Source organism: Streptomyces sp. NPDC091279 (genome assembly GCF_044757465.1).
GTDB lineage: Bacteria > Actinomycetota > Actinomycetes > Streptomycetales > Streptomycetaceae > Streptomyces.
The window spans coordinates 104,240-130,753 of record NZ_JBIVVA010000004.1 but is presented as its reverse complement, the minus strand read 5'-3'; the positions used below and the strand labels follow the sequence as shown (position 1 = coordinate 130,753).

Here is a 26,514-nt window from a genome sequence, read left to right as displayed (position 1 = left end):
TGCTGTGCAATCGATCCCATGGAGCGTGCAGTGACCTCTTCGACCACCGCGGGCGGCGTCTCCTGGCGCGGCTACTGGCCCGCCGCTCCCACCCCGTTCGCCGCCGACGGCTCCCTCGACGAGAACGCCTGGCGCGCGCTGCTCGGGCTCTACGCCGACCACGGCGTCCACGGGGTGCTGGTGAACGGTACGACCGGCGAGTGGTTCTCCCAGACCCCCGAGGAGCGCCGCCGGGTGGCCGAGATCGCGGTCACCGAGCTCTCCGGCCACATCCCGGTGGTGATCGGCTGCGGCGCGTACACCGCGGCCGAGTCCGCGCGCTACGGCGCCCACGCCCGTGCGATCGGCGCGGACGGCATCCTCACCACCCCGCCGCCCTACGTCCATCCGAGCCAGGACGAGATCCACGCCTTCTACGCCGCTCTGGCCGGGGCGGTCGACCTGCCGCTCATGGTCTACAACTGGCCGCGCGGCACCGCCGTGGACATCACGGTCGACACCCTGGTGAAACTGGCCGAGTTGGACACCGTGGTGGCCGTGAAGGACAGCTCGGGCGACGAGTTGAAGGTCGCGGACACCTGCGCCGCCCTGGCCGGGAAGGTCCAGGTCTTCGGCCGCTTCATCCACCGCCGGGGCATGGCCGTGATGGCCGAGTTCGGCGGCGCGGGGAACATCGACGGCGGCGGCCTCGGCGCCGGCTTCGCCGTCCCCTTCTACGAGGCCTACTGGGCCGGTGACCTCGACCGGGCCCGGGACTGGTCCGCACGCTACGAACGGCTTGTGAACCTGCTCGTCAACGACGACTACAGCTCACGGTTCGCCTCACCCACCTCGCAGCTCAAAGCCGCGATGCGGCTGCTCGGGCAGCCCGGAGGGCACGTTCGCCCCCCGCTGCTCCCCCTGGAGGACCCGACCGCGCTGCTCGGCCTGTCCGAGGCGCTCGGCGAGGCCGGGCTGCACCCCTGTTCCACCCGTACCGGAAAAAGGTGAACCGACCGTGCGCAGACTTCTCATCGCGGCCTCCTCAGCCGCCGCCCTGCTTCTGACGCTGACGGCCTGCGGCAACGGGGACTCGTCCTCGTCGTCCGCCGCCGCGTCCCCGACCGGCTGCACGCCCAAGGTGGCCAAGGGCGACCTGGTCAAGGCGGGCACGCTGACGATCTCGACCAACGCGACCCTGCCGCCCATGCAGTACCTGGACGCCTCCAACAAGATCGTCGGCATGCGGGTGGAGCTCGGCGACGAGATAGCCAAACTCCTCTGTCTCACCCCGAAGTTCGTCAACATCCCCTTCGACGCGCAGATCCCCGGCGTGCAGTCCGGGCGCTGGGACATGATCGACACCGGCATGTTCTACACGCCGGAGCGCGCCAAGACCGTCAAGCTCGTCCCGTACGAGATCCAGGGCGTCTCCGTCTCCGTCGCCAAGGGCAACCCGCCGAAGATCACCTCCGAGGACGACCTGTCCGGCAAGACCATCGCCGTGGAAGCCCCGGGCTACGAGTTCGACACCCTCACCGCGCTCAACAAGAAGCTCAAGGCCGCCGGCAAGAAGCAGGTCACCGTCCGCACCTTCACCACCACCGCCGACGCCTACCAGGCGCTGTCCGCTGGCCAGGTCCAGGGCGTCGCCATCGTCGAGTCGGTCACCAGCTACTACCAGAAGGACGGCCGCTTCCAGACGGCGGTCAAGGGCATGAACCCCGCCCCGCTCGCCCTCGGCTTCGGCAAGCAGAAGCCCGCCGACGCGGTCGCGAGCGCGCTCAACACCCTGCGCGGCAACGGGTACTTGGCCACGTTGTTCAAGAGGTACGGCGTCACGGCCTACACCGGCGACCTCAAGGTGACCACCGGCGCGATCGGCGCGAAGTAACCAGCGAAGGGCGCGAGCCATGTGGTCCTGGGATGCCTTCTTCTCCTTCCTCAGCAATCCCCAGCTCATCCAGGGAGCCTGGACGACGATCTGGCTGACCACGGTCAGCATGGCGCTCGCCCTGCCGCTCGCCGTCCTCGTGGCCCTGGGCAGAGCGTCCCGCGTCGCACCGGTCCGGGCGGTCACGGGCTTCTACGTCTGGCTGATGCGCGGCACCCCGCTGCTGGTCCAACTGGTCATCATCTACACGGGGTTGCCGCAGCTGGGGCTGCGCCTCGGGGTGATCAGCGCGGCGCTGACCGGCCTGGTCCTCAACGAGGCGGCGTACCTCTCGGAGATCGTCCGCGCCGGGGTCCTGTCGGTCCCGCGCGGCCAGTCCGAGGCGGCCCGTGCCCTGGGCATGCCGCCCTGGAAGGTGTTCCGGGTGGTGGTCGTGCCGCAGGCGCTGCGGGTGATGGTCCCGCCGCTCGGCAACAGCTTCAACGGCCTGCTCAAGACGACCACGCTGGTCTCGGTGATCTCCGTCGAGGAACTGCTGCGTCGTACCCAGTTCGCCGTCCAGACCAACTTCCGGGTCCTGGAGGGCCTGACCGCGGCCGCCCTGTACTACCTGGCGATGACCACCCTGTGGGGACTGGTCCAGCGGTGGCTGGAGGTCCGGGTCGGCCGCGGCCACCAGACCGGGCCGAGCCGTGGCCGCCGCGTCAGGAGCGCCACCGTTCCGGCACTCGAACTGGAGACCCGATGACCGACGAGAAGACAGCCGCGGCCGTGGTCGTCGAAGCGCGCCAGGTCCGCAAGTCGTACGGCGGGGTCGAGGTCCTCAAGGGCATCGACCTGACCGTCAGGCAGGGCGAGGTGGTGCTCGTGCTGGGTCCGTCGGGCGGCGGCAAGAGCACGTTCCTGCGCACCCTCAACCACCTGGAGACCCCCGACTCGGGCACCGTCAGCGTCTGCGGCGAACGCATCGGCTACGGCGACCGGGCCGGACGCCAGATCGCCCTGCGGGAGCGTCGGATCGCCGTCCAACGACGGCGCACCGGCATGGTGTTCCAGCAGTTCAACCTCTTCCCGAACATGACCGCGCTGGACAATGTGGCGTCCGGCCCGGTGCACGTCAACGGCGAGTCCAAGGCCGAAGCACGCGTCGCGGCAGGGGAGTTGCTGGCCATGGTGGGCCTCGCCGACAAGACCGGCTCCTACCCCGCCCAGCTCTCCGGCGGCCAGCAGCAACGGGTGGCCATCGCCCGCGCCCTGGCGATGCGCCCCGAACTGCTGCTCTTCGACGAGCCCACCTCGGCGCTCGACCCGGAGATGGTCGGCGAGGTGCTCGACGTCATGGTCCGGCTCCGCGAGGAGGGCATGACCATGATCGTCGTCAGTCACGAGATGGGCTTCGCCCGCGCGGCGGCCGACCGGGTGGTGTTCATCGCCGACGGCCAGGTGGTGGAGGACAACTCCCCCGACCTGTTCTTCTCCGCGCCGGAGCACGAACGCACCCGCCAGTTCCTGGAGCGGATTCTGTGAACCCCCCGTCCCCCTTGAGCCCTGTGAGCGCAGCCATGAAGACCAGCGCCCTGCCGGAGACGGTCACCGTGACCGTCGACGGCACCCCCCGGCAGGCCTGGGCCGGCCAGTCCGTGACCGCGGTCCTGGTCGCGGCCGGTGTCTGGCCGCTGCGCCGCAACCCGGTCAACGGCCAGCCGCGCGGCCCGTTCTGCGGCATGGGCGTCTGTCTGGAGTGCGAGGTGACGATCGACGACCGTCCGCTCTCCCGCAGTTGCACCACCCATGTCGTCGAAGGCACCGACATCCGCACCCACGCCGAGCCCACGCCGACGGCCGCACATGGCTGACCGCATCGAGGAGCCGGAGGCCGACGTCGCCGTGGTCGGCGGCGGGCCCGCCGGGCTGCACGCGGCGCTGGTCCTCGCCCGGGGCGGGCTGCGCGTGGTCCTGCTCGACGAGTCCGACACCCTCGGCGGCCAGTACTACAAGCGCCGGGCCCCGCACCTCACGGCCGCCTTCGGTGACTTCCGCCCACGCGGCACCGAACTGATCCGCCAGGTGCGGGCCGCCGGGGTCGTCTGCCGTACCGGCACCCTGGTCTGGGGCGCCGAGGACGCCGGGCGCACCCTGTTCACCTGCGACGTGCGCACCGGCGCCCTGGGGCAGGTGCGCGCCCGCGCCACCCTCGCCGCCACCGGCGCCTACGAACGCGCCCTGCCGTTTCCGGGGTGGACGCTGCCGGGTGTGGTGACCCCCGGGTTCGCCCTGCACCTGGCCACCATGGACCGGGTCCCGGTGGGCCGACGGGTGGTCCTCGCCGGGACCGGACCGTTCCTGCTCCCGGTGGCCTGCGCCCTGCTGGAGGCCGGTGCCGGGATCGCGGCGCTGGTCGAACTGAACCACCCCTACCGCCCCGGGCCCGGCGCGATCGGCGCGCTGCGGCAACCGGCCAGGCTCGCGGAGGCCGCCCGTTATCTGCTGACCCTCGCCCGGCACGGCGTCCGCGTCGAGCAGGGCTCCCGGGTGCTGGCGGCCCACGGCGAGGACCAGGTCACCGCCGTGGACATCGCCGCCGCCGACGGCCGCGTCCGCCGGGTCGAGGCCGACGCGCTGTGCGTGGGCTTCGGCTTCCGCCCCAGCACCGAACTCCCCCGGCTGCTCGGCTGCCGTACCGAGCCCGACCCGACGGGCACGGAACAGCTCCCGGTCGTGGACACGGACGGCGCCACCTCGGTGGACGGGCTGTACGTCGCCGGGGACTGTGCCGGGATCGCGGGCGTGCACGCGGCAGGCGTACGCGGGCAGCTCGCCGCCCACGCGATACTGCGCCGCCTGGCACCCGAACGCGCGCCCGCCCGGGTGACCGGCCTGCGCCGCCGGGCCCGCGCCCTGGAGCGGTTCGCGGAACTCGCCGACCGGCTCTACCCGCTGCCCGCCGACGCCGTGACCGACCTCGCCGACGCCACCCAGGTCTGCCGCTGCGAGGGCGTCACGGCGGGCGAGATCCGGCAGGCCGCCGCCACCGGCTGGAACGACGTGCACGGCACCAAGGCCGCCACCCGCGCCGGCATGGGCCCCTGCCAGGGCCGCGAATGCGGCCACGTCGTCGCGGCGCTCGCCGCGCGGGGCTCCGCTCCCGACCGGGCACCGGAGTGCTTCGCGGCCCGGATGCCGCTGCGACCGCTGCCCATGGCCGCCATGGTCGAAAGCGCCCCAGATCAGGAGGCCCGGTGACCCAGCCCGACGTCATCGTCATAGGCGCCGGCATCCTGGGTGCCAGTACCGCCTTCCATCTCGCCGAACGCGGTCACCGCGTCGTGGTGCTGGAGCGCGGCGCCCCCAACCGGGAGGGGTCCGGCACCACCGCGGGCAACCTCCACATCCAGGCGATCCACACCCGCCGCCCCGGCCAGGAGGTCCCGGTCGACAGCGCGCGCCTGCTGCCGCTGCAACGCCGGGCGTCGGACCACTGGGCGCAGATCGAGGAACGGCTCGACGCGGACGTGGAGTTGCGGCGCGGCGGCGGTTTCATGGTCGCCGAGACCGCCGCGCAGGAGGAGGAGTTGAGGCAGAAGCACGCCTGGGAACTCCGGGCGGGCATCCCCACCGAAGTACTCACCGGCGACGAGGCCCGCAGGCAGCTGCCGCTGCTCTCGGACCGGGTACGCGCGGCCAGTTGGTGTCCGCTCGACGGGTACGCCAACCCGCTCCTGATCACCCCCGCCTATCTGGCCGCCGCCCGCCGCCTCGGCGCCCGACTGCACGCCTTCACCCCGGTGACCGGCGTCGAGCGGGTCGGCGCCGACTACAAGGTGCGCTCGGGAGAACGGAGTTGGACCGCGCCCATCGTCGTCAACGTGGCCGGGCCCTGGATCACCGAGGTCTCCGCGCTGGCCGGCATCCACGTCCGGATGTCACCGGTCGCGATCCAGATGCATGTGACCGTGCGGGTGCCGCCGGTGATGCACCACCTGGTCCAGCACATCGGCGAGGGCATGTCCGTCAAGCAGGTCAGCGCAGGCAACCTGCTGATCGGTGGCGGCTGGCCCGCCGCCCGGCTGGACATGGCGGGCCGCAGCACCGTCAGCCCGGCCAGCATGGCGGGCAACCTCGCGCAGGCCGGGCGTGTCCTGCCGTTCCTCGGCGGGCTGCGTCTGCTGCGGATGTGGGCCGGCCCCCTGGCCGCGACGCCGGACGAGATGCCGGTGGTCGGTGAAGTCCCCGGTCACCCGGGATTCTTCGTCGCGGGCGGCACCTACGCGTTCACGCTCGCCCCGGTGTGGGGCGACACGCTGTGCCGCCAGATCGCCGGGCAGGCCCCGGCCGACCCGGTGGACGACCTGGGCCCCGGCCGCCTGCTGCACGACACCACCACTCCCGTCTCCCCCTGAAAGGCACACGCACATGACCCTGAAAATGTTCGTCAACGGCCAGGCGATGTCCGGAGGCACCCTCAACCACGCCCTCAAGGACGCCCGGCTGCTCGGCCCCGCCCGTACGGCACCCGGCTACCGGTTCTTCTCCGTACGGGACGAGTTCCCCGGCCTGCACCCGGTCACCGAGGGCGGCGCGGCGATCGACGGCGAGGTCTACGAGGTCAGTTACGAGGTGCTGCGCGAGCAACTGCTCCCCGAGGAGCCCGAGGAACTCGAACTGGGCGTCATCGCCCTGGCGGACGGCTCGGGTTCGTTCTCGATGCGGATGCGCGCCTTTGCCCTGACCGCACCCGGGGTCCTCGACATCACCGCCCACGGCGGCTGGCACGCCTACCTCGCCACCCGCTGACCACTCCCCCACCGGCTCACTGGAGGCTCGCCATGTCCCCTGCCCCTGCCCCTTCGTCACCGGTCGATCTCGTCGTCCGGGGCGGCACCGTGGTCAACGCCGACTGGCAGGGCGCCGCCGACGTCCTGGTCGGCGGCGGAAAGGTGCTGGGGGTGGTGGAACCGGGCGCGTACCGTGCCGCGCAGCCGCCCGGCGTCACCGAGATATCCGCCGCCGGACGCCTCGTCCTGCCCGGCGGGGTGGACCCGCACTGCCATGTCGGCTTCACCTCGGGCGACTTCACCTCCCTGGACGACTACCGGCAGGCGACCACGGCGGCCGTCTTCGGCGGGACGACCACGATCGTCGACTTCGCGATCCCGCGCCCCGGCGAGCACCCGGCCGACGTCGCCGCCGCCCAACGCGCCAAGGCGGCCCAGGGGTTGTGCGACAGCGCACTGCACGCCTGTGTGGTCGAGTGGGACAACACCGTTCCCGAGCAGCTCCGTTCACTGACCGCCGACGGCATCGTCACGGTCAAGATGTTCACCACCTACCGTGGCGAGACCATGGCCGACGAGAAGACCATCCTCAACGTGATGACCACGCTGCGGGATCTCGGCGGCATGGTGGTCATCCACTGCGAGGCCGACCACATCATCTCCGACGTGCAGGAGCGCGGTGAGGCAGCCGACGCGATCAGCGCCTGCCACCACGCCGGCACCAGGCCGGAACTGGCCGAGAACGCGTCCGTGGCCGAGATCCTCGCCATCGCCGAATCGGTCGCGGCTCCCGTGTACTTCGTTCACCAGTCCACGCCCGAGGCCGTCGACCTGGTGGCGCGCGCCCGTGGCCGAGGGGTCCGCGCCTTCACCGAGACCGTCGCCCATCACCTCGTGCTGGACGACACGGCGTACGCGGGCCCGCACCCGGAGCGGTTCGTGTGCTGCCCCCCGCTGCGCGGCGCCGACACGGTCGCCGGGCTGCGCTCCCGCGTGCTGATGGGCCAGGTGGCCACGGTCGGCAGCGACCACTGCTGCTACGACACGGCCCAGAAGGAGTCGGTGAGCCACGACGTACGGGCGATGCCCAACGGGCTGCCGGGAGTGGAGACCCGGATGCCGGTGATCTTCAGCGAGCTGGTCGTCAAGGGCGGCCTGCCGGTCGGCCGTTTCGTCGAGTTGATGTCCGCCAACCCGGCCCGGCTCAACGGGCTGTACCCCCGCAAGGGCGTCATCGCGCCGGGCGCGGACGCGGACCTGGCGATCTGGGACCCCACGGCCACCCGGACCGTCCGCAGCACGGGCCTGCACATGGCGACCGACTACACGCCGTACGAGGGCCGGACGGTCACCGGCTGGCCGGAGACCGTCCTGGTGGGTGGCCGCCCGGTCGTCGAGAGCGGTCGCCTGACGGACCCCGAACCCCGCGGCCGTCATCTGCGTTCGGGCCCGCTGAGCCGCTCCCTGGTCTGCTGACCACACGCACCGGACGACACCCGTCCCGGACTGCCGACCGCTGCCGGACCGCGCCCACGACGGCTCGGCCTCCTGGGCGTGAGCCGGGACGAGCGTCCTATCCGGCTCCGTGAAGGAACGAGGTCACCACGAGGTCGGCGGCCGGGCCCGGTTCGATGTCGACGAACACGTGGGCCATGTTGTCGACCATGCTGCCCAGCAGCGCCATAGCCCATCCGGCGGGCAGGTCCCGCCGGATCAACCCCTCGTCGGCCGCGCGCCGGAGAAACGCCTCCAGCCGCCCGCGCTGGGCCTCGGCCCGCTGTTCGGCCTCGGGATCTTCCTTCATCATCCGCCGGACATCCAGCGGCCAGCGCCGACTGACCGGGATGATCGACTCGACGTATCCGTGCAGCGCGATCGCGACCGGGGCCTCCATCAGGCGTGCCGCGTCCAGGACCGCCTCGGAGGCGTCGAGCTTCGCCGTGTAGACGGCGGACAGAAGCGCTTCCCTGCTCGCGAACCGGCGATAGACCGTGCGCCGGTCGACTCCGGCCGCCGCCGCGATCGCGGCCATGGTCGTCGCCGGGTCCCGCGCGAGCAGCCGCGCCCCCGTCAGCAGGACCGCGTCCAGATTGCGGGCCGCGTCGGCTCTCATGGCAGTGCGCACCTTCCGTTGTTCCGGCACGCCTCGGGCGTGCTGTCCGAGGCGTCTGCGGAGAACGCCGTCGGTCGCCCGCGCACGCTCTGTGTCGCCACATTAGCATTGCACTTGTTGCATCAAGTGTCACATCGGCGTAGCGTTTATGGCGTGAGGAAGACATGGTTCATCGCTGGTGCCGCCGGAGGTCTCGGACGGCACCTGGTCGGCACCGCCCTGGCGGCCGGGCATGACGTCCTGGCCGCCGACATCGATGCCGACGGACTCGCCGCGCTGACCCCGGCCGCGCTCACCGGCGGCTCCGCTGCCACCGGCCACCTGGTCACCACGGCGCTCGACCTGACCGACCGCCGCACTGTCGACCGGGCGGTGCGGGAAGCCGTCACCGTCTTCGGCGGACTCGACGTGGTGATCAACAGCGCCGGGTACCGCGGTGTCGGATCGGTCGAGGACATGCCCGAGGAGGAGTGGCGCCGCACGATCGACACCAACCTGTACGGCACCATCCACCTGGTCCGCGCCGCCTTGCCGGTTCTTCGTCCGCGCCGCTCAGGACACCTCGTACAGATCTCCACGATCGGGGGGCGGCGGGCGCAGCCGGGGCTGGCCGCGTACCAGACGGCGGCCTGGGCGGTCGGCGGGTTCTTCGAGATCCTCGCCCGCGAACTCGCGCCGCTCGGGATTCACGCGACCGTGCTTGAGCCGGGAGGCATCCGGACGGCATGGGCGGAGAGGGCGGTGCCGACCGAGGGCTGGCAGGCGGAGTACGAGCCGACCGTCGGGCGCTTCGCCCGCACCTACCGGCGCAACCCCGATGTGCGGCGCGGTGACCCGGCGAAGATCGCCGAAGCCGTCCTGCGCCTGACGGCCGCGCCCGACCCGCCGGCCCGGCTGCTGCTCGGCTCGGACGCGGTGTGGCTGGCACCGCGGATCGCGGCGGCACGAGCGGCCGAGGACGCCACCTGGCACGACCTGAGTCTGTCCACGGACCACGACGGGCTGCCCGACTTCGCCGACACCGAGGTCGCCCGCATGGTCCGCCCCGACCAGCCACGGCCCCCGTACACACACAACGACAGGACACCCTCATGATCGTGCGCGACCGGCTCTACATCGGCGGTCTGTGGACCGACCCGAGCGACGCCACCCTGCTCGACATCCGTTCCCCTCACGACCGCTCGCTCGTCGGACGGTCCGTGCAGGCCCTGCCGGCCGATGTCGACCGCGCGGTCGCGGCGGCACGGACCGCCTTCGACGAGGGACCGTGGCGGCAGACGACCCCCGAGCAACGTCAGGAGCTCGTCGTGCGCCTCAACGATCTGCGCGAGGCGCGCGCCGAGGAGATCGCGCGGCTGATCACCAGTGAGCGCGGCAATCCGCTGTGGTTCAACAGGGCGGGCCAGGGCGGACTGACCCGGCAGGCGCTCGGCTATCTCAAGGGCGCCCGCGAGTTCGGCTGGGAGGAGACGCTCGAACCCTCCGTCCCCGGCGCCGCGTTCCGCAGCGTCGTACGCCGCGAGGCGATCGGAGTCGTGGCCGCCGTCATTCCATGGAACTCGCCGTTCTCCGCGGCGCTGGCGAAGATGATCCCGGCACTGCTCGCGGGCAACACCGTGGTCCTGAAGGCGTCGCCGGAGAACTCCCTGAGCATGCTGCTGCTGGCCGACCTCTTCGACGAACTGGGGCTGCCCGAGGGCGTGGTCAGCGTCCTCCCGGCCGGCCGGGAGACCAGCGAGTACCTGGTCGCGCATCCCGGCGTCGACAAGGTGTCCTTCACCGGCTCGACCGGCGCGGGCCGCTCCATAGCGGCCGTCGCGGGCCGACAGCTCAAGCGGGTCGGCCTGGAGCTGGGCGGCAAGTCCGCGGCGATCATCCTGCCCGACGCGGACCTCGACAAGGCCGTGCCCGCGCTGCGGTTTGCCTCACTGGCGAACAACGGCGAGGCGTGCATCGCGCAGACCCGGGTGCTGGCGCCGCGCAGCCGGTACGACGAGGTGGTGACCGCCCTCAAGGACCTGCTCGACGGGCTGAAAGTGGGCGATCCGTCCGAGGAGGACACCTTCATCGGGCCGCTGGTCCGCGCCGATCAGCAGGAGCGCGTGCGGTCCTACATCAGGCTCGGCATCGAGGAGGGCGCCCGGCTGGTCACCGGAGGGCCCGAGTCACCGGCCGGGCTGGAGCGGGGCAACTACATCAGACCGACCCTGTTCGCCGACGTCGACAACAGCATGCGGATCGCGCGCGAGGAGATCTTCGGCCCGGTCCTGGTGGTCATCCCGTTCGAGGACGAGGCCGACGCCGTGCGCATCGCCAACGACTCCGAGTACGGCCTCAGCGGCGGCGTGTGGACGGCCGACGTGCAGCACGGCCTGGAGTTCGCCCGCCTGATCCGGACCGGCACGTTCACCGTCAACGGCGCGCCGATCGGCTTCGACGGCCCGTTCGGCGGCTACAAGACGAGCGGCACCGGGCGCGAGTACGGAGCCGTCGGCCTGGCCGGGTACGTCGAGCACAAGACGATCACGGTCCCGGCCTGACGGCCCCAGCGGCCGCTACGGAAGGAAGCTCATGCCGCCAGCGAAAGCCGCCTCGCAGGCTCCGGTTCCGGCTCCGCCGCGTGCCCGGCGGGCTGCGCACCGACTGGGGGGCCGGCGCGGCCTCGAACCCCGTTCCGGTCGGCGGGGACCACGAGCAGACCGTCGAAGGACTGGCGGCCTCCTTCTCGAACGGCCCCCGGACGGCGACCCGACCTGGCCGGGCCGCGTCCCCGGTGGTCAGTGGTCGGCTGGGAGCTTCCCCGCGGCTTCGCGGGCGCGCGGGGCGAGGTCGGAGCGGACGTAGCAGGCTCCTATGTCGCCGAAGAACACCACGTCCGCCTCGGTCCCGGCGTCGGAGAGCAGGGCGAGCATGTGGTCGGGTTCGTAGGCCACGGTGTCGAGTCCCTCGGCTGCGGTGAACCGGACTCCGCGGGGCTCGCGGCGGACCCGGATCTCGGTGTAGCCGCAGCCGTCGTAGTACTCCTCGCGGCCATGGGTGGCCTGGGCGTCAGTGCGGTAGGAGCTCAGCAGGAACGGCAGTCCGCTGCCGACCAGGCCGTTCAGCGCCCCGGGGAGATCGGTGATGTTGCCCAGGCAGTTGAACGGGGAGAAGGCCAGCGCCCGCGCTCCCGGAATATCGATGGTGCCCATGTCTTCAATGCCGCAGGTCAGGAATCTGTGGTCCTCCTGGTCGAGATCGAGGGCCGCGACACGGCGGTTCCCCTCCACCACATACCTGTCCACGACGTCCAGGCCGAGATATTTCTTGTCGCTGTTCACCGCGAACTCCAGATGGAGTCCGTACATGCTCCCGAGCTCGACCAGGCAGTCGAAATCCTGGCAGATGTCCGCGAGGAGCCGCTCTTCCTGTTCCAGGAAGTCCCTGATCACCACGGGAAGCAAAGACTCATCGACCAGCCGGTCACCCCGGCCACTGGCATAGAATTGATCAATCATCGCACTCCCGTCCGGTCGACCCCGTAGGTGCCCGTGTGGTGGATTCGCGGATCGATGTCAGCTCCATCGTCGCCGCCTCATGTGTTGACGAACAGTTCCTGGAAGGCCGCGCGCACTTCACCGACCTCTTCCTTCACAGGGGGTTCCACGCCCTTGAGCGGGTAAATAGCCGAGGCTTCCCCGAAATCCTCGAACAGGTCGATCCACTCCCCCGCCGGAACCGACCACTCATGGTAGCGGTAGCCGAGATCGCTGTTCCGGAGCGGGTGTTGGGCGGCCCAGTTGAGGCTGATCGGGGAGGGTGACCCGTATTGCTCTTTCCACTGGGCCAATTGCTGGAGAAGGGCCAGTCGATGTTCCTGACGTTCACCGAGCCCGAAGAGCACGGCCGAGCCGGCCCGCACCCCCATGTCGGCGAGAGACTCGACTGCCTGTTCCGTTCGGCTCATCCACTGGCCCGCCCGGGAACGGCGATCCTTGCTCATCCCTCCGATGATGGACGGGTCCAGGGTTTCGACGCCGATGAACACATAGTCGAAGCCCACTTCGCTCAGCTTCCGTATGTCGTCGGCGCGGTGCCTGATCTGGTCGATCGTGAACTGCCCGCCGAAGCGGATGTCGAGTTCAGCCCGGGACAGCAGCCCTGCCAGGCGGTCGATCTGCTGCGGGGAGCCACCCAGCAGAGTGGAGTCCTCGACGAAGGCGCTGGCACCCCGGCCGGGGAAATCCTCCTCGACGGCATCGACGACGGCCTGAAGTTGGCGCATCAGGCGGTCGGCGCCGGTACCGAACTGAAGCAGCCCGCCCGTGACGGACTTCCGTTCGCTACAGAAATCGCAGTCGAACACGCAGCCGTTGCCCGTGTCGCTGAAGACGTGCCCGGTGAGTCTGCCGTCGAAGACATCGAAGGCGGTCCGTACCCCGAACACCCGGGCGGGTGGCGGCAGGAGGTTCCGGTCGATCGCCCCGCTCCGTCCGACGAGGTCGTCGATCAGGCCGTCCGTGTACCGGCTCAGCACCCAGGTACCGGGCGCCTGTTTGATCTCGTCGAGGCGTCTGCGCAGGTCGGCGGCCAAAAGCCCGCGTTCCATCAGCGTTTCCACCGCCTCGCCGATCTCCGCGATCAGGTGTTCTCCCTCACCGGAGACCACCAGGTCGAAGACCGCCGGCACATGGGCCTCGGCCATGAGGCGGCACGGCGAGGAGACCTCGTGTCTGACCGTGTCCCCGCTCTGGTGGATCGTCTCGGAAGCGTGCCGTCCGCCGAGGACGACGCACACCTCGTCCCCGAGGATCTCCTTGGCCTTCGCCGCGCAGGCCACCGCGCCCGGCAGGCACATGGTCATGGCCCCCAACAGGAGCAGGTGGGGCCGTTCCCGCTCCAGGAGCGCTTCGAACTCCGGAAGGTCCTCCTTGAGGCTGTGCATGAGGAGCAGCAGGTTGCGACGCTGTTGCCGGGGCACCGCCCAGTTCGACCTTCCCCAGGCGCCGACGCCCTCGTCGGCGCGCTGCGCGGCGACCCTGCACGCGTTGAACAGACTGGCCGGGTCCGCGCTTTTCAACGTATGTCTTCCCAGTCCGCCTTCAGGGAGTCCGGGAGGGGCAACGGCTATGACGCGTAAACTCATGACGTATCGCCCTTGGTTAGACGAATGGAGTGGCAGGAGTCCGGCCTGTGTTCAGCCGATCCCGGAGAAATACTCGGCCGCCTGCGCTTCTCGTCGGCGAGAAGTGAGCACGTCGATTTCTTCGATCGGCTCGTCCGGGTCGGCGCATACCGATTCACCGGACGATGCCGTGGAATGAGGGACGGCGCAGCGGCGCGACTGCCACGTGAAAGATTCAGGCCATATCGGTGCGCTTACAAAGTCCTGTTCGCTGGCCGCGAGGGACACAACCAGGCCCTGCTATGGAATGCCACGCTCTGGAAAAGTCTGGGCCTCATCAGGGAAATAGCGTTCACAGCTCAGCACACGGCGGGCCGTCGCCTCGGTTTCTTGACCGGATAAGTGAGCCTCTACGCTCACATAACCTCCTGGCATACGCCGAGTTCCCATACCCATGGAATGGCCACCTGCACGACGCTAACCGATTTCCCGTCGCAGGCGCCATACCGCATCAACATGTTGGCGCAATGTGATGGCTGAACACACAATTACGTACGGAGCACCGACTCATTCCCGGCGGCGCACCGAGCGCAGAGCGTCCGCCGAGGCCAGCATGGCGCCGCCGGCAATCAGCACGCAGGCGCCGACGACGGGCCAGCTCGCGTCGGCCCGTCCCGTCGCGACCAGCAGGGCGGTGGACAGCAGCGGGGCGAAATACGACAGGGTGCCGAGGAGCTGGATGTCACCGTGTTTGGTGCCGTGGTCCCAGACGTAGAAAGCGCCTCCGACCGGGCCGAGACCCAAGCCCAGCACCGCGAGCCACTGCCAGCCGTCGGGCCAGACCGTCGTTTCGAACAGCAGATGGCACACGGCGGCGAGCGCCGCGGTGGCCAGGCAGAAGAACGCGACCATGTCCGTGGGCACCTGGGGGTACCGGCGGTTCGCCACCGAGTACGTCGACCACACCAGCGCACAGACCGCCGCTGCCACGTACCCCAGCAGGTACTCACCCCGGAAATGCACGCCTTGCCCACCGGTGACCAGCAGGAAGGTGCCGCCGAGCCCGACCAGCGCGCCTGCCACGTGCCACCAGCGCAGCCGCTCGCCCGGCAGCAGCGCGGAGAAGACGACGATCAGCAACGGCCACAGATAGGCGATGAGCCCGGCGTCGACCGCAGGGGCGTTGCGCAGGGCCAGGAAGTAGAAGAAGTGGTAGCCGAACAGGCCGCAGATGCCGAGTACCCAGGCGCCACCGGGCAGCCCACGGGCGAGTGCTCCACCGCCACGGACCACCCGGGGCAGCCCGACGAGCCCACCGACCGCGAACGCCATCGCGGTGAGCTGCAACGGCGGTATCCGCCCGGTCAGCGTGGTCAGCAGTGCCAGCGACGCCCACAGCAACACGGCCACGGCACCGATCCCCGTGGCCCTGAGTCTGCCCACCGAGTGCGCCGCTGCGCCCTGCCCGTCGCCCGCCGCGATGACGTCCGCCTGCGTGCCCTGAGCGTCCACGTCTCCCCCGGTTCGCCGGCTCCAGCAATGGTTGCGTCAACCATCAAGTACCGAGGCAGCATAAGGACGTACGCCACACTCACCTGTGCTTTCCGGACAGCCGGGCGGGCGAGCGAGAGGCGTTCGCGGCGTGGTGGGGCGCAGCTCGCGGCAGGTGCGGAACGGCTGCCGTCGTCATGCCGGTTCCAGCCGCGCGACAGATGCCAGGTCGGCGGAGACGGGGTGGTGCCCGTCGGTCGGCGTCGGCGGTGTGCCCTCGGCCGTCCGGAGGATCAGCACCGTGCGCCAGCCCGCGGCCGACGCCGCGTCGAGCTCCGCCGGAGTGTCGGAGGCGAACAGGAGGTCGGTGGGCCGGAGGGAGAGGGCGGTGGCGATCGTCCGGTACGCGTCGGCCGACTTCTTCGGACCGGCGTTGGAGGTGTCGAAGTAACGCGCGAGCCGGTTCCGCAGGTCGCCGTACGGACTGTGCTGGAACCACTGCTGCTGTGCCTGCACCGAACCGGAGGAATAGATATGGATGTCCGTGCCGCGGCTGCGCCAGATGTCCAGGGCCTCGACGGTGTCGGGGTAGACGTGCCCCCTGAGTTCCTTCCTCTCATATCCCTCGGACCAGATCATGCCCTGCACCTTCTTCAACGGAGATGCTTTGCGGTCCTCGTCGGACCACGTCTCCAGTACCCGAACGGCCTCGGCCTCGCTGACGGCTGTCCCCGCGCCCAGGAACCGGCCGACCTCCGCGAGGACCTGCCGTACCTCGGGGTCGGCGCGATGCGCGGCGACCCATGGAGCCAGTCGTTTCCGGGCGTAGGGGAACAGCACCTCGTGGACGTGAGCCGCGGAGCTGGTGGTGCCCTCGATGTCCAGGACAACGGCCCCGGTCATGGCGTTGCCAGCAGGGCGTCGAGCGTGGGGAAGCGGGAGGCGATGCTGTCCGGCAGGAACCTGCCGATCCAGCCGTCCTCCTCCTGGAAGAAGCGGATCGCGGTGAAGTCCGGTCGCTCGCCCATGTCGAACCAGTGCACCGTCCGGCCGGGTACGGACAGCAGGTCCCCTTCGGTGCACACCATCGCGTACACCTTGCCGGCGGTGTGGAGGTAGAAGCAGCCGGTTCCAGCGGCGAAGAAGCGCACCTCGTCCTCGTCGTGGAAGTGTTCCTCCAGGAACTTTTCGCGCGCTGGGCGTGCCCGCTCGGGCCAGTCGGGGTCGGCGGGCGCGGGTGTCATCCGCGCGATGTCGACGAGCCGGTATCCGCCCTCGGCCTTCATGCGGTCGATGTGGCTCCGGTAGGCCGCCATGACGGCGGTGTCGTCGGCACCGGCCTCAAGTGGGCGGGCGGCGTACCAGCGTTCGAGGCGCACGCCGATCCCGAGCAGTTCCTTGCGGATGACGTCCAGGTCTCCGGTGCGGAGTTCCACGGTGCCCGGCGCGTCCTCCGGCATGATCTGCAACAACGTCATCGGGCAGTCTCCTTCGCGACTGCGGGCCCGAAGGCACCGGTCAGCAGGGTCAGACGGCTCAGTTCCTCGACACACTCCAGGCGATTGCGTGCCTCGTCGAGATCGCCTCCCCAGGTCGTCACGCCGTGTCGGTCGATGAGCAGGGCGGGTGGCACGTCCGGCGTCTCGCGGAGGCACACCGTCACGTCGTCGGCGATACGGGACACGTCGGGCCAGTTGGCGAAGACGGGCACCTCGACCAGGCGGGGGGCGGCCACGCCGAGGCCCTTCGCCAGCTCCAGTTCTCTGAAGACCACCCGGCCGACCGAGCCGCCGGTGCCGGTGCCGGTGCCGGTGCCGGTGCCGGTCAGGGTGGCCAGGGCCGTGGAGTAAGGCGCGTGGGCATGGACGACCGCCCCGCAACCGGACACCTGCCGGTAGACCGCCAGGTGGATGGATGTCTCGGCCGAGGGCCGCTCCGTCTCGCCGACCAGCGGCCGCCCGTCGACGGGGTCGACGATCACGGTGTCCTCGGGGGCCATCGTTCCCTTGCTGCGGCCACTGGCCGTGATCATCACGCCCTCGCCGGACCGTATCGAGACGTTGCCCGATGTTCCTGGCATCCAGCCGAGTCGGTACAGGGCGCGGCAGGCGGCAGCGAGGTGCCCGCGTTGCAGGTCGAGGTCTTCGTGGATGGTCGCAGGCTTCACGACGGTTCTCCTCCTGGAACGGTGTGCGTCGCTGCGGTGGCGGTGCGCAGCGCGTCGACGGGTGTCGGAGCCAGCCGGGCGGCCCCCTTCAACTCTGCGATCTCGGTGAGGACGGCACAGCGCGTGACGGTGGCGCCGCACGCCTCCACCACCGAGCGGGCTGCGGCCAGGGTCCCCCCGGTCGCGAGGACGTCGTCGACGACGAGCACCCGGTGCCCGGCGCCCAGCGCACCGGCCGGTACGTCCAGGGCGTCGGAGGAGTAGGCGGTGCGGTAGCTGACGGAGTGGGTCTTGCCCGGTGTCTTGCCGGGCTTACGCGCGAGGACGAGCGGCAGTCCGGCTTCGGCGGCGACCACGGCGGCCAGCACGAAACCGCCGGCTTCGACGCCGACCACGACGTTGCACCGGCCACGGGCCCGCCCGGCGATCTCACGCGCCGCTGTCCGCAGCAGCCCGGGGTGACGGTAGACGCCCGCGAGGTCCTGGAAGGCGACACCGAGAAAGGGGAAGTCCGCCACCACGGCGGTGCGGGAGCCCAGAAGCTCCGCCAACTCCCGTGCCGGGGCCCCGGGTTCGCGCACCCCGCACTCGGTGACGACCGCGCTCACCAACGCGTGCGGGGTGACGTCGAAAGCAGGGTTGTACACGGAGGTCCCGGGCGGGGCGGTCCGGGTCCCGGCGAGCGAGGTGACCTCGTCCGGACTGCGCTGTTCGATGGGGATTCCGGCGCCGGTGGCCGTCGTCTCGTCGACACTGGACCGCGGGGCCACGACGACGAACGGCACACCGTGCCGGGCCGCGGCCAGAGCCAGCGGGTACGTACCGATCTTGTTGGCCACGTCGCCGTTGCGCGTCACGCGATCGGCGCCGACCACGACGCAGTCGACAGCGCCGTTCTGCACAGCGGATGCCGCGGCCCCGTCCGGGCAGAGCCGCACGGGTATGCCGTCCCGCTGTAGCTCCCAGACGGTCAGCCTGGCGCCCTGGAGCAGCGGCCGGGTCTCCGTGGCCAGTACCTCGTCGATCAGCCCCCGGCCGTGAAGGTCACGGATGGCGCCGAGTGCGGTACCCCACGCACCGGTCGCCAGGCTGCCGGTGTTGCAGTGGGTCAGGACGCGCAGCGGGCGCCGGGACGTCGTCTCCAGGAGGTAGTCCGCGGCGTGGCGCGCGGCAGCGCGGTTGATCCGTTCGTCTTCCTCCAGCAACGCCCGCGCTGCGGCGAGAACGGCGTCCGCCCCGCGATCGAGAGCGGACAGGGCACGCGCGACGCCTCTGGAAAGGTTCACGGCCGTCGGCCTCGACCGGGCGATACGGTCCGCGTCCGCCCGCACGGCATCGGCGCCCGGTCGGCCGGAGTCGGCGTGCCGGAACGCGGACAGCGCGACGCCGAAGGCACCGGCGATACCGAGGGCCGGGGCTCCGCGCACGGCGAGGGAGGTGATGGCGTCGATGAGTTCGTCGACCGTGGTGATGTGGAGCTGGTGATGATGCTCGGGCAGTTTCCGCTGGTCGATCAGGAGGAGGCGCCCGTCATGCCAGTCAAGGGATCGCATCACGTGAGTGCTCCCGGTTCGGGGCCGACTCCGCTCGCAGAAGACACGGAGCCGACCCGAGGGGTGAGCTGTCAGAGCTTCCGCGTCGGCCGGACGACGAGGGAGCGGTCGCCCGTGGCGCGTCGGGCCGTCGCCTTCAGACGCCCAGGGCTCTCCCGCGTTGAAGAGCCGCCCGCCGCCCGACGGTCATCCATGGCCACCCGGGGAACGCTAACTTCTCTGCTGTTCACGGGCCAGGTCTCATCGGGAGGTTGACGTGACGAGAGACCTTGACAGGGCTGGTAAAAGGGCGCGTGCCCACGGACCGTGGATGGCGCAATGCCCACCAACTCGGCGAGAGCCCCGCCGCGACTGCCCACAGACGGCCGGGCCGTGGAGCCCCGGCCCGGCCCAGCCCAGGACGGCAACGCGGTCGACCGCCAGCAGCGGTGGACCACAGGTGCCATCGCCCGACGTCACACGCGGGCGTTCCTCCAGGTCAGCGCACCCGCCCGCGTGGCTTCAGCGTCCCGGGCGGCAGGGCCGGGGCCGGCAGGGGCGCCCCGTCGTACCCCTTGACCTCGCCGAAGCGTGAGCCCGTCATCCAGTCCTCGCGGGCCTGCTCGATCTCTTCCTGGGTGCGGCCGATCCAGTTCCAGAACATGATCAGCTCCTCCTCGAACGGCTCGCCGCCCAGCAGCATCAGATCCGCGTCCGACCCGGCCCGCAGCGGCAGTTCGGTCCTGCCGCAGCCGAGGTAGAGCATCGAACCCGGCAGCAGCGGCACCCCGTCGACGTGGGCCTCGCCGGACATGGACAGGACGGCGTACTCGAAGTCCGGCTCCAGCGGGACGCGTACCTCGGTGCCGCCGGTGAGCGCGAGGTCGGCGCCGACGATCGGGGAGTACGTCGTGCCCGGCGAGGTCGTCCCGTCGAGGGTGCCCAGCATGAGGGTGGCCTTGAGGCCGGGCGCGGTGACGAGCGGGAGCGCGCCGTGGTGCTCGAAGTGCGCGTCGGTGTGCCGGTGAGCGTCGGGCAGGGCGACCCACAGCTGGGCGCCGTGCAGGAAGCGGGCGTGGGTCGCGGGCGTCTCCTCGGAGTGGCTGATCGCCCGCCCGGAGGTCATCAGGCCCAGTTCGCGTGGCCGGATGGTCTGGAGGCTGCCGGTGGAGTCGCGGTGCAGCACCTCGCCCTGGTGCAGCCAACTCACCGTCTGGAGGCCCATGTGCGGGTGCGGCGGGACCTGCATGCCGGGCTCGTCGGCGATGTCGTCGGGTCCGTAGTGGTCGACGAAGCACCAGGCGCCGACCATGCGCCGGCCCAGGTTGGGCAGCAGGCGGCGGACCTCGGTGGACTCGCCGAGCTTGACGTGGCGCGGGCTGAGGAGTTCCCGCACAGGTTCCGCCACGACGAAGCCGCGGCCACCGCACACGGCGGGCACGGCCTCGCGATCAAGGTTGCTCATGGGCGACAACCTAGCCCTGCCGGGGCCACCGCGTCAGCGGGTCCTCCGAGCGGCCCCCACCCGACTGCTGGAATATTCAACGACCTGGGCGGGTTCTGACCGGACGAAGGAGGTTCCTCGTGAACACCACATTCGACGCGGCCTACTACGCCCACGGGAGTCCGGCGGAGCGCTGGGAGCGTGCGCGGCTGTTCTTCGACGCCAAGGAGTACACGACCGCCGCCCGGGTGCTCGACGCGCTGGTCGAGGAGGTGCCGGAGCAGACAGGACCGCGCCTGCTGCTGGCCCGCTCCTACTACCACTCGGCCCAACTGGGGCGCGCGGAGCGTGAGTTGCGGGTCATCGTGGAGCGCGACCCGGTCGAGGCCTACGCCCGTCTGATGCTGGGCCGCACCCTGGAACGGCAGAACCGGCACGCCGAGGCCCGCACCCACCTGCGGATCGCCTCCGCGCTCTCCGGCGACTTCGACGACATCGACGACATCGACGACGGGACCGGGCGAGCCTGACCCACCGGTGAACGGGCGGCTCGCGGCCGTTGCCCCACCGGCTCGCGAACCGCCCGCTTCCTCAACGCCCCTTCGCTTGGCCCTACTTGGCCGAGGCGGCGCGTCGGTGGGCGATCTCGCCGAGGGCGATGTCGGTGACGAGGAAGGCGGCCAGCGGGATGCCGAAGAGGGGGAGGAAGTAGCCGACGACGGCGATCAGCGCGACCAGCGGGACGAGGAGCTGTGGGGGCACCTGCTGCCAGGCGCCGCGCGGGACCGGGCGGCCGAAGGAGCTGCCCCGGCCGCGCTGCCACCACATCCGGTAGCCCCACAGGATCAGCAGGATCAGGCCGAACGCGAGGGCCATCAGGGCGAGTTGGTTGGCGAGGCCGAACAGGACGCCGGTGTGCAGGTCGATGCCCCAGCGGGTGAGCTTGGCCAGCAGCGGATAGTCGTCGAAGCGCAGGACGTCGGTGACCTCGCCGCTGGTCGGGTCGACGGCGACGGCGTCCTGTTTCTCGGGCCAGCTGCGCTGGATCTGCCGGACCACGTACCCGGAGGTCGCGTCGGCGGGCGGCACGATCTCGACCGGGTCGCCCAGACCCTGGGCGCGGGCGGCCGCGAGCACCGTGTCGAGGCCGACCCCGTGTTCGGCGTCCCCGGCGGAGGCAGCGGTGCCGTGGCCCGCGTGGTCGCCGCTCGCGGCCGCCGAGACCGACGGGGTGGCCTGGCCGAGGGCGGCGCGCAGCTCGTCGATGTTCGCGCCGGCGTAGGTCGACCAGGTCAGGCCGGTCGCGGACAGGAAGAAGAGCCCGGCCGCCGCCCACACTCCGACGGTGCCGTGCACTCCGAGGGTGCGGCGACGGCCCTGGGTGCCCCGGATCGTGCGCCGGGCGCGAGGGCGGGAGAGCCACAGCACCAGGCCGCCGCCCGCGATCACCCACAGCCAGCTCGCCGCGAACTCGCTGTAGAGACGGCCGGTTTCGCCGAGGCGCAGGTCGCGGTGGAACTCGTCGATCCAGGTGCGCAGCGGGAGCGCGCCGGTGGAACCGTACTGTTCGAGCGCGCCGCGCACGGTGCCGGTGTAGGGGTCGACGAACACGGCGAGGGTGTGGCCCGCGTCGACGCCCGGCACCCCGGCGAGCAGCACCCGGGTGGTGGCACCGGCCTGCGGGGACGGCCGGACGGCGGAGACGGTGCCGTCGGGGTACGCCTTTCGAGCGGCGGTCACCTGTACGGAGAGGGGCACCTGCGTCGTACCGACGGGGACCGTCAACTCATGGGCGTACACCCACTTCTCCGCCTGGAAGGACCCCGCGTAGAGGAGGCCGGTGACGGCGGCGACCAGGAGGAACGGCGCGACGACGACGCCCGCGTAGAAGTGCAGACGCAGGACCAGGGGGCGCAGCGCGGGCCAGATGCCGGGGGTCGGCGCCGGGGCGGCGGGTTGCGGGGCCTCGTCCGTGGTGGTCGAGGAAGCGGTGGACATCGGCGGTCTCCGGGGGACGGGGGCGTCGGACGAGCGGGTGCGGTCCAGTAGTCGGGGGCGGAGGCCGTCGAGTTCCCGAGGGTGACCGTGGTGTGCGTCACAGGGGTGCTCGGTGGCGTCGTCGGCCCGTGTCATGCTGGCCCGATGTCATCTCCCCGCGCTGTCGCGCCTCTTGCCCAGCGGGTCGAGGAACTCCTCGCCGCCGACGGTCCGTTGCCCATCGTCGCGGCCGGTCAACCGGTGCTGCGGACGCCGGCCGAGCCCTTCACCGGGCAGCTGGAGCCGGCGTTGCTCGCCCGGTTCGTCGAGGCGCTGCGGCTCACCATGCACGCGGCGCCGGGGGTGGGCGTGGCCGCGCCGCAGGTCGGGGTGGGTCTGCGGATCGCGGTGATCGAGGACCCGGCGACGGTCCCCGACGAGGTGCGTGAGGCGCGCGGGCGGGTGCCGCAGCCGTTCCGGGTGCTGGTCAATCCGGTGTACGAGGCGGTCGGTGACGCGCGGGCGGCGTTCTTCGAGGGGTGCCTGAGCGTGCCGGGCTATCAGGCGGTGGTGGCCCGGGCGGCCTCGGTGCGGCTGCGCTGCGAGGACGAGACCGGGCGCGCCGTCGACGAGGTGTTCCACGGCTGGCCCGCGCGGATCGTGCAGCACGAGACGGACCACCTCGACGGCACCCTCTACCTCGACCGTGCCGAACCCCGCTCCCTCACCCTGAACGAGGTCCTGGCGGCCCGCTGGGCCCAGCCCACCCCGGAGACGGCCGCCGAGGAACTCGGCTTCGACCTGCCGTGACCGCGCGGCCCGCCCCGGAGATCAGGGCTGCCGTCGCCCCCGCCGACTCCCGTGCTCCCCAGCTCAGTTGTCCCGGTACGCCTCCAGCAGGCGGAGCCAGACCTCGCTGATCGTCGGGTAGGACGGGACCGCGTGCCAGAGGCGGCCGATCGGGACCTGGCCCGCGACGGCGACGGTGGCCGAGTGGATCAGTTCGCCGACGCCGGGTCCGACGAAGGTGACGCCGAGCAGGAGTTCGCGTTCCAGGTCGACGACCATGCGGGCGCGGCCCCGGTAGCCGTCGCCGTAGAGACCGGCGCCCGCGACCGAGGCGAGGTCGACGTCGACGGCGCGGACCCGGTGTCCGGCCCGTTCCGCCTCGGCGAGGGAGAGGCCGACGGACGCGGCCTCCGGGTCGGTGAAGACGACCTGCGGGACGGCCCCGTGGTCGGCGGTCGCGGCGTGCGCGCCCCACGGTTCGGTGCCCGGGGTCGCGCCGGAGGCCCGGGCGGCGATGGCGGCACCGGCGATGCGGGCCTGGTACTTGCCCTGGTGGGTGAGGAGCGCGCGGTGGTTGACGTCGCCGACGGCGTAGAGCCAGTCGGTGCCGGTGACGCGGAGGCTGTCGTCGACGGTGAGCCAGGAGCCCGGTGCCAGGCCGACGGTCTCCAGGCCGATGTCGCCGGTGCGCGGGGTCCGTCCGACGGCGAAGAGGATCTCGTCGGCCTCGACGCGCTCGCCGGTGTCGGTGGTGGCGACGACGGTGCCGTTCTCGCGGGTCACGGCGGTGACGGAGGTGCCGGTGCGGACGTCGGCGCCGGCCGCGGTGAGGGCGCCTGCGACCAGTTCCCCGGCGAACGGCTCCATCCGGTCCAGGAGCCCCTTGCCGCGCCCCAGGAGGGTGACGTGGGAGCCGAGGGCCTGCCAGGCGGTGGCCATCTCGACGGCGACGACCCCGCCGCCGACCACCAGGAGCCGGCCGGGTGCGGACTGTGCGCTGGTGGCCTCGCGGCTGGTCCAGGGGCGGACGTCGGCGAGTCCCGGCAGGTCGGGCAGGGCGGCGCCGGTGCCGGTGCAGACGGCGACCGCGTGCCGGGCGGTGAGCGCCGTTTCGGTGCCGTCGGGTCCGGTCACGGTGACCGTGCGCTCGCCGGTGAGGCGGCCGTGGCCGCGGTAGAGGTCGGCGCCGATGCCGTCGACCCAGCTGACCTGGCCGTCGTCCTTCCAGTGCGCGGTGTAGTCGTCCCGGCGGGCGAGGACGGCGGCGGTGCGGAGGGGGCCCTGGACGGCCTGGTCGAGGCCGGGCAGGCGGCGCGCGTCGGCCTGGGCGATCACCGGGCGCAGCAGGGCCTTGCTGGGCATGCAGGCCCAGTAGGAGCACTCGCCGCCGACCAGTTCGCTCTCCACGATCGCGGTGGTGAGACCGGCCGCGCGGGTGCGGTCGGCGACGTTCTCGCCCACGGGTCCGGCGCCGAGCACCACGACGTCGTAGGCGATGGTTTCGGTATCCGTCATGGGGTCAGTCTGGTGGGTGGTGTGGCGTGGGGCCACACGGGTAGGGGCGCGGAATACGCGGCCGGACGGCCGCGTTGGAGCCGACAGCGTCACCATCGGACGAGGAAGCAGGGATGCACCACCATGAGCAGCACCGTGGAACTGACCAAGGACAACTTCGACCAGACGGTCCTGGACAACGGGTTCGTCCTGATCGACTTCTGGGCGTCCTGGTGCGGGCCGTGCCGTCAGTTCGCGCCGGTCTACGAGAAGGCCGCCGAGGCCAACCCCGACCTGGTCTTCGGCAAGATCGACACGGAGGCCCAGCCGGAGTTGGCGGCGGCGTTCAACATCCAGTCGATCCCGACCCTGATGATCGTCCGCGACCAGGTCGCCGTGTTCGCGCAGCCGGGCGCGCTGCCCGAGACCGCGCTGACGGACGTCATCAAGCAGGCCCGTGACCTGGACATGGACGAGGTCCGCAAGTCCGTCGCCGAGCAGCAGGCGCAGGAGCAGGCCGAGCAGAACGGCCAGTAGCGCGGCGCCCGGCAGCAGGGCCGCGGCGCCCGACAGCAGGGCGGCCGGTCAGCGGTGCGACGACGGTGGCGGTGGGCCCGGGGACGGGCGGCACCGCCGCCGTCGTCCCGTTTCCGGGCCTGCGGGATGCCGTGTCCGGTGCGCTGTCCGTCGTTCAGGTGGAGTCGCGGTGGATGACCGCGGCGCCCAGGATCTCGTGCTGCTCGGGGGCGCGGCCGGGGGCGCGGACCACGCGGTCGACGAGTTCGGCGAGGTCGCGTCCGGAGGGCACCTCCAGATGGACAGTGCTGAGGCGGGGCCGCAGCAGGCGCCCCAGCATCAGATCGTCCGCGCCGATCATGGCGGTGTCCTCGGGGATACGCACGCCCTCGTCCTGGAGGGCCCGCATCAGCAGCATCGCGTACTCGTCGTTGTAGGCGAACACCGCGTCCAGGCCGAGCCCCCGCCAGCGGGCGGCGAGCCGGGCGGCGGACTCCTCCTCGTAGGCGAGCGGCAGCGCGGTCACGGTCGCGTCGGTGTCCGCGAGGGCGTCCCGCACGCCGTGCAGCCGGGGCTGCGAGAACGACTCAAGGCCGCTCTCCTCGGGCACGACGACCCCGATCCGGCGGCGTCCGACGTCGTAGAGGTGCCGCCCGGCGCTGCGGCCGACGGCGGTGTGGTCCAGGAGCAGCGCGTGGGTGCCGTCGACGGCCTCGGTGCCGAAGGTGACGATGGCGCGGGCGCCGGAGCGGCGCAGGACGGCGACGCCCCGGGTGCCGAGTTCATGGCCGGCCACCAGGACGGCGACGGGGCGTAGCTCGGCCCAGGCGCGGGCGGCGTCGTCGCCGTGCAGTCCGACCGTGCCGAACTGCACCACGGTGTAGTCGAGGCGGCCCAGCGCCCCCTGGAGTTCGCCGATGAACCGGGTGTACAGCGGGCCGACCGGGAAGGCCGGGGCGGGCATCAGGACCAGGCGGCTGTGTCCGGCGCGCAGGGTGCGGGCGGCGGCGTGCGGCACGTACCCGAGTTCTTCGGCGGCCTCGCGCACCCGGCGGCGCGTGGGCTCGCTGATCCGGACGGTGCTGGTGTTGTTGAGGACGTAGGAGACGGTCGCGCGCGAGACGCCGGCCAGGCGGGCCACATCGGCGCTCGTGGGCACGGAGCGCGGTGCGGGAGACGAGGACGCGGGCGTTTTCGGTATCTGCACCATGACGCCTCGCATCTTTGCAGAACCTGTAC

The 26,514-nt window shown here is 71.5% G+C and carries 26 protein-coding genes; 14 read left to right on the top strand and 12 right to left on the bottom strand.

The genetic code is table 11. The features are described from left to right. The first annotated feature begins 30 nt into the window (after positions 1-30). The 9 genes from ACIQOU_RS11010 to hydA are packed head-to-tail and all read left to right on the top strand — an operon-like array spanning position 31 to position 8,124. The gene (locus tag ACIQOU_RS11010) at positions 31-990 is read left to right on the top strand and encodes a dihydrodipicolinate synthase family protein (RefSeq protein WP_401536010.1); all 960 of its coding nucleotides are present in this window, start codon (positions 31-33) and stop codon (positions 988-990) included. 7 nt (positions 991-997) lie between these two features. Next, the gene (locus ACIQOU_RS11005; protein ID WP_401536008.1) at positions 998-1,873 is read left to right on the top strand and encodes an ABC transporter substrate-binding protein; all 876 of its coding nucleotides are present in this window, start codon (positions 998-1,000) and stop codon (positions 1,871-1,873) included. A gap of 19 nt (positions 1,874-1,892) precedes the next feature. After that, positions 1,893-2,621: an amino acid ABC transporter permease gene (locus ACIQOU_RS11000; RefSeq protein WP_401536006.1), complete on the top strand. Its 729-nt coding sequence runs from the start codon at positions 1,893-1,895 to the stop codon at positions 2,619-2,621. Further along, positions 2,618-3,400, top strand: coding sequence for an amino acid ABC transporter ATP-binding protein (locus ACIQOU_RS10995; protein ID WP_401536004.1), 783 nt, complete (start codon positions 2,618-2,620; stop codon positions 3,398-3,400). Before ACIQOU_RS11000 ends, ACIQOU_RS10995 begins: the two co-directional genes overlap by 4 nt. Positions 3,401-3,423: 23 nt before the next feature. Next, positions 3,424-3,729, top strand: coding sequence for a (2Fe-2S)-binding protein (locus tag ACIQOU_RS10990; RefSeq protein ID WP_401536002.1), 306 nt, complete (start codon positions 3,424-3,426; stop codon positions 3,727-3,729). Beyond that, complete coding sequence (locus tag ACIQOU_RS10985; RefSeq protein ID WP_401535999.1) at positions 3,722-5,116, top strand: FAD-dependent oxidoreductase; 1,395 nt, start codon at positions 3,722-3,724, stop codon at positions 5,114-5,116. Before ACIQOU_RS10990 ends, ACIQOU_RS10985 begins: the two co-directional genes overlap by 8 nt. Then, a complete protein-coding gene (locus ACIQOU_RS10980; RefSeq protein WP_401535997.1) occupies positions 5,113-6,273 on the top strand; it encodes an NAD(P)/FAD-dependent oxidoreductase in 1,161 nt (386 codons plus the stop codon). Before ACIQOU_RS10985 ends, ACIQOU_RS10980 begins: the two co-directional genes overlap by 4 nt. Before the next feature lie 13 nt (positions 6,274-6,286). Further along, on the top strand, positions 6,287-6,667 hold the full coding sequence (locus ACIQOU_RS10975; protein ID WP_401535995.1) for a gamma-glutamylcyclotransferase: 381 nt from the start codon (positions 6,287-6,289) through the stop codon (positions 6,665-6,667). A gap of 32 nt (positions 6,668-6,699) precedes the next feature. Further along, complete coding sequence (gene hydA / locus ACIQOU_RS10970) at positions 6,700-8,124, top strand: dihydropyrimidinase (protein WP_401535993.1); 1,425 nt, start codon at positions 6,700-6,702, stop codon at positions 8,122-8,124. Positions 8,125-8,221: 97 nt separating this feature from the next. On the opposite strand, the gene ACIQOU_RS10965 is transcribed toward hydA, so the two are convergent. After that, positions 8,222-8,761 carry a TetR/AcrR family transcriptional regulator gene (locus tag ACIQOU_RS10965; RefSeq protein WP_401535991.1) on the bottom strand — a complete coding sequence of 180 codons (540 nt, stop codon included), beginning with the start codon at positions 8,759-8,761 and terminating at the stop codon, positions 8,222-8,224. 153 nt (positions 8,762-8,914) lie between these two features. On the opposite strand from ACIQOU_RS10965, the gene ACIQOU_RS10960 reads away from it, so the two are divergent. Both ACIQOU_RS10960 and ACIQOU_RS10955 read left to right on the top strand, forming a co-directional pair. Continuing rightward, on the top strand, positions 8,915-9,856 hold the full coding sequence (locus ACIQOU_RS10960; protein WP_401535989.1) for an SDR family NAD(P)-dependent oxidoreductase: 942 nt from the start codon (positions 8,915-8,917) through the stop codon (positions 9,854-9,856). Next, positions 9,853-11,301, top strand: coding sequence for an aldehyde dehydrogenase (locus ACIQOU_RS10955; RefSeq protein WP_401535986.1), 1,449 nt, complete (start codon positions 9,853-9,855; stop codon positions 11,299-11,301). The genes ACIQOU_RS10960 and ACIQOU_RS10955 overlap by 4 nt, the downstream gene beginning before the upstream one ends. 237 nt (positions 11,302-11,538) lie before the next feature. Here the strand turns inward: ACIQOU_RS10955 and ACIQOU_RS10950 are convergent, their stop codons facing one another. The 8 genes from ACIQOU_RS10950 to ACIQOU_RS10915 all read right to left on the bottom strand — a co-directional run bounded on the left by ACIQOU_RS10950 (position 11,539) and on the right by ACIQOU_RS10915 (position 20,520). Beyond that, positions 11,539-12,258 (bottom strand): hypothetical protein, encoded by a 720-nt coding sequence (locus tag ACIQOU_RS10950; protein ID WP_401535984.1) that lies wholly within the window; start codon positions 12,256-12,258, stop codon positions 11,539-11,541. A 77-nt stretch (positions 12,259-12,335) separates the two neighbouring features. Beyond that, the gene (locus ACIQOU_RS10945; RefSeq protein ID WP_401535982.1) at positions 12,336-13,886 is read right to left on the bottom strand and encodes a B12-binding domain/radical SAM domain-containing protein; all 1,551 of its coding nucleotides are present in this window, start codon (positions 13,884-13,886) and stop codon (positions 12,336-12,338) included. A gap of 546 nt (positions 13,887-14,432) precedes the next feature. After that, positions 14,433-15,377, bottom strand: coding sequence for a DMT family transporter (locus tag ACIQOU_RS10940; protein WP_401535980.1), 945 nt, complete (start codon positions 15,375-15,377; stop codon positions 14,433-14,435). Between the two features lie 174 nt (positions 15,378-15,551). Continuing rightward, a complete protein-coding gene (gene mtnC / locus ACIQOU_RS10935; protein WP_401535977.1) occupies positions 15,552-16,259 on the bottom strand; it encodes an acireductone synthase in 708 nt (235 codons plus the stop codon). Then, entirely contained in the window at positions 16,256-16,834 is a 579-nt protein-coding gene (locus ACIQOU_RS10930) for a 1,2-dihydroxy-3-keto-5-methylthiopentene dioxygenase (RefSeq protein ID WP_401535975.1), read from the bottom strand. The genes mtnC and ACIQOU_RS10930 overlap by 4 nt, the downstream gene beginning before the upstream one ends. Beyond that, positions 16,831-17,523, bottom strand: a complete 693-nt coding sequence (gene mtnB / locus ACIQOU_RS10925) for a methylthioribulose 1-phosphate dehydratase (RefSeq protein ID WP_401535973.1) — start codon at positions 17,521-17,523, stop codon at positions 16,831-16,833. The genes ACIQOU_RS10930 and mtnB overlap by 4 nt, the downstream gene beginning before the upstream one ends. Beyond that, a complete protein-coding gene (gene mtnA / locus ACIQOU_RS10920) occupies positions 17,520-19,076 on the bottom strand; it encodes an S-methyl-5-thioribose-1-phosphate isomerase (RefSeq protein WP_401536711.1) in 1,557 nt (518 codons plus the stop codon). Before mtnA ends, mtnB begins: the two co-directional genes overlap by 4 nt. 478 nt (positions 19,077-19,554) lie before the next feature. Continuing rightward, positions 19,555-20,520, bottom strand: coding sequence for a pirin family protein (locus ACIQOU_RS10915; RefSeq protein ID WP_401535971.1), 966 nt, complete (start codon positions 20,518-20,520; stop codon positions 19,555-19,557). A 119-nt stretch (positions 20,521-20,639) separates the two neighbouring features. Between ACIQOU_RS10915 and ACIQOU_RS10910 the strand changes: the two genes are divergently transcribed. Further along, positions 20,640-21,029, top strand: a complete 390-nt coding sequence (locus ACIQOU_RS10910) for a tetratricopeptide repeat protein (protein WP_401535969.1) — start codon at positions 20,640-20,642, stop codon at positions 21,027-21,029. An 82-nt stretch (positions 21,030-21,111) separates the two neighbouring features. Here ACIQOU_RS10910 and ACIQOU_RS10905 read toward each other — a convergent pair whose 3' ends face one another. Further along, positions 21,112-22,497, bottom strand: a complete 1,386-nt coding sequence (locus ACIQOU_RS10905; RefSeq protein ID WP_401535967.1) for a PepSY-associated TM helix domain-containing protein — start codon at positions 22,495-22,497, stop codon at positions 21,112-21,114. A gap of 144 nt (positions 22,498-22,641) precedes the next feature. Here ACIQOU_RS10905 and ACIQOU_RS10900 point away from each other — a divergent pair, with 144 nt between their 5' ends. Further along, positions 22,642-23,286, top strand: coding sequence for a peptide deformylase (locus tag ACIQOU_RS10900; protein WP_401535965.1), 645 nt, complete (start codon positions 22,642-22,644; stop codon positions 23,284-23,286). 63 nt (positions 23,287-23,349) lie between these two features. Here the strand turns inward: ACIQOU_RS10900 and ACIQOU_RS10895 are convergent, their stop codons facing one another. Next, entirely contained in the window at positions 23,350-24,780 is a 1,431-nt protein-coding gene (locus ACIQOU_RS10895; RefSeq protein WP_401535963.1) for a dihydrolipoyl dehydrogenase family protein, read from the bottom strand. Positions 24,781-24,903: 123 nt separating this feature from the next. Between ACIQOU_RS10895 and trxA the strand changes: the two genes are divergently transcribed. Beyond that, complete coding sequence (gene trxA, locus ACIQOU_RS10890) at positions 24,904-25,296, top strand: thioredoxin (RefSeq protein WP_401535961.1); 393 nt, start codon at positions 24,904-24,906, stop codon at positions 25,294-25,296. Positions 25,297-25,450: 154 nt separating this feature from the next. Here the strand turns inward: trxA and ACIQOU_RS10885 are convergent, their stop codons facing one another. Beyond that, the gene (locus tag ACIQOU_RS10885) at positions 25,451-26,485 is read right to left on the bottom strand and encodes a LacI family DNA-binding transcriptional regulator (protein ID WP_401535959.1); all 1,035 of its coding nucleotides are present in this window, start codon (positions 26,483-26,485) and stop codon (positions 25,451-25,453) included. Between the last annotated feature and the right edge of the window lie 29 nt (positions 26,486-26,514).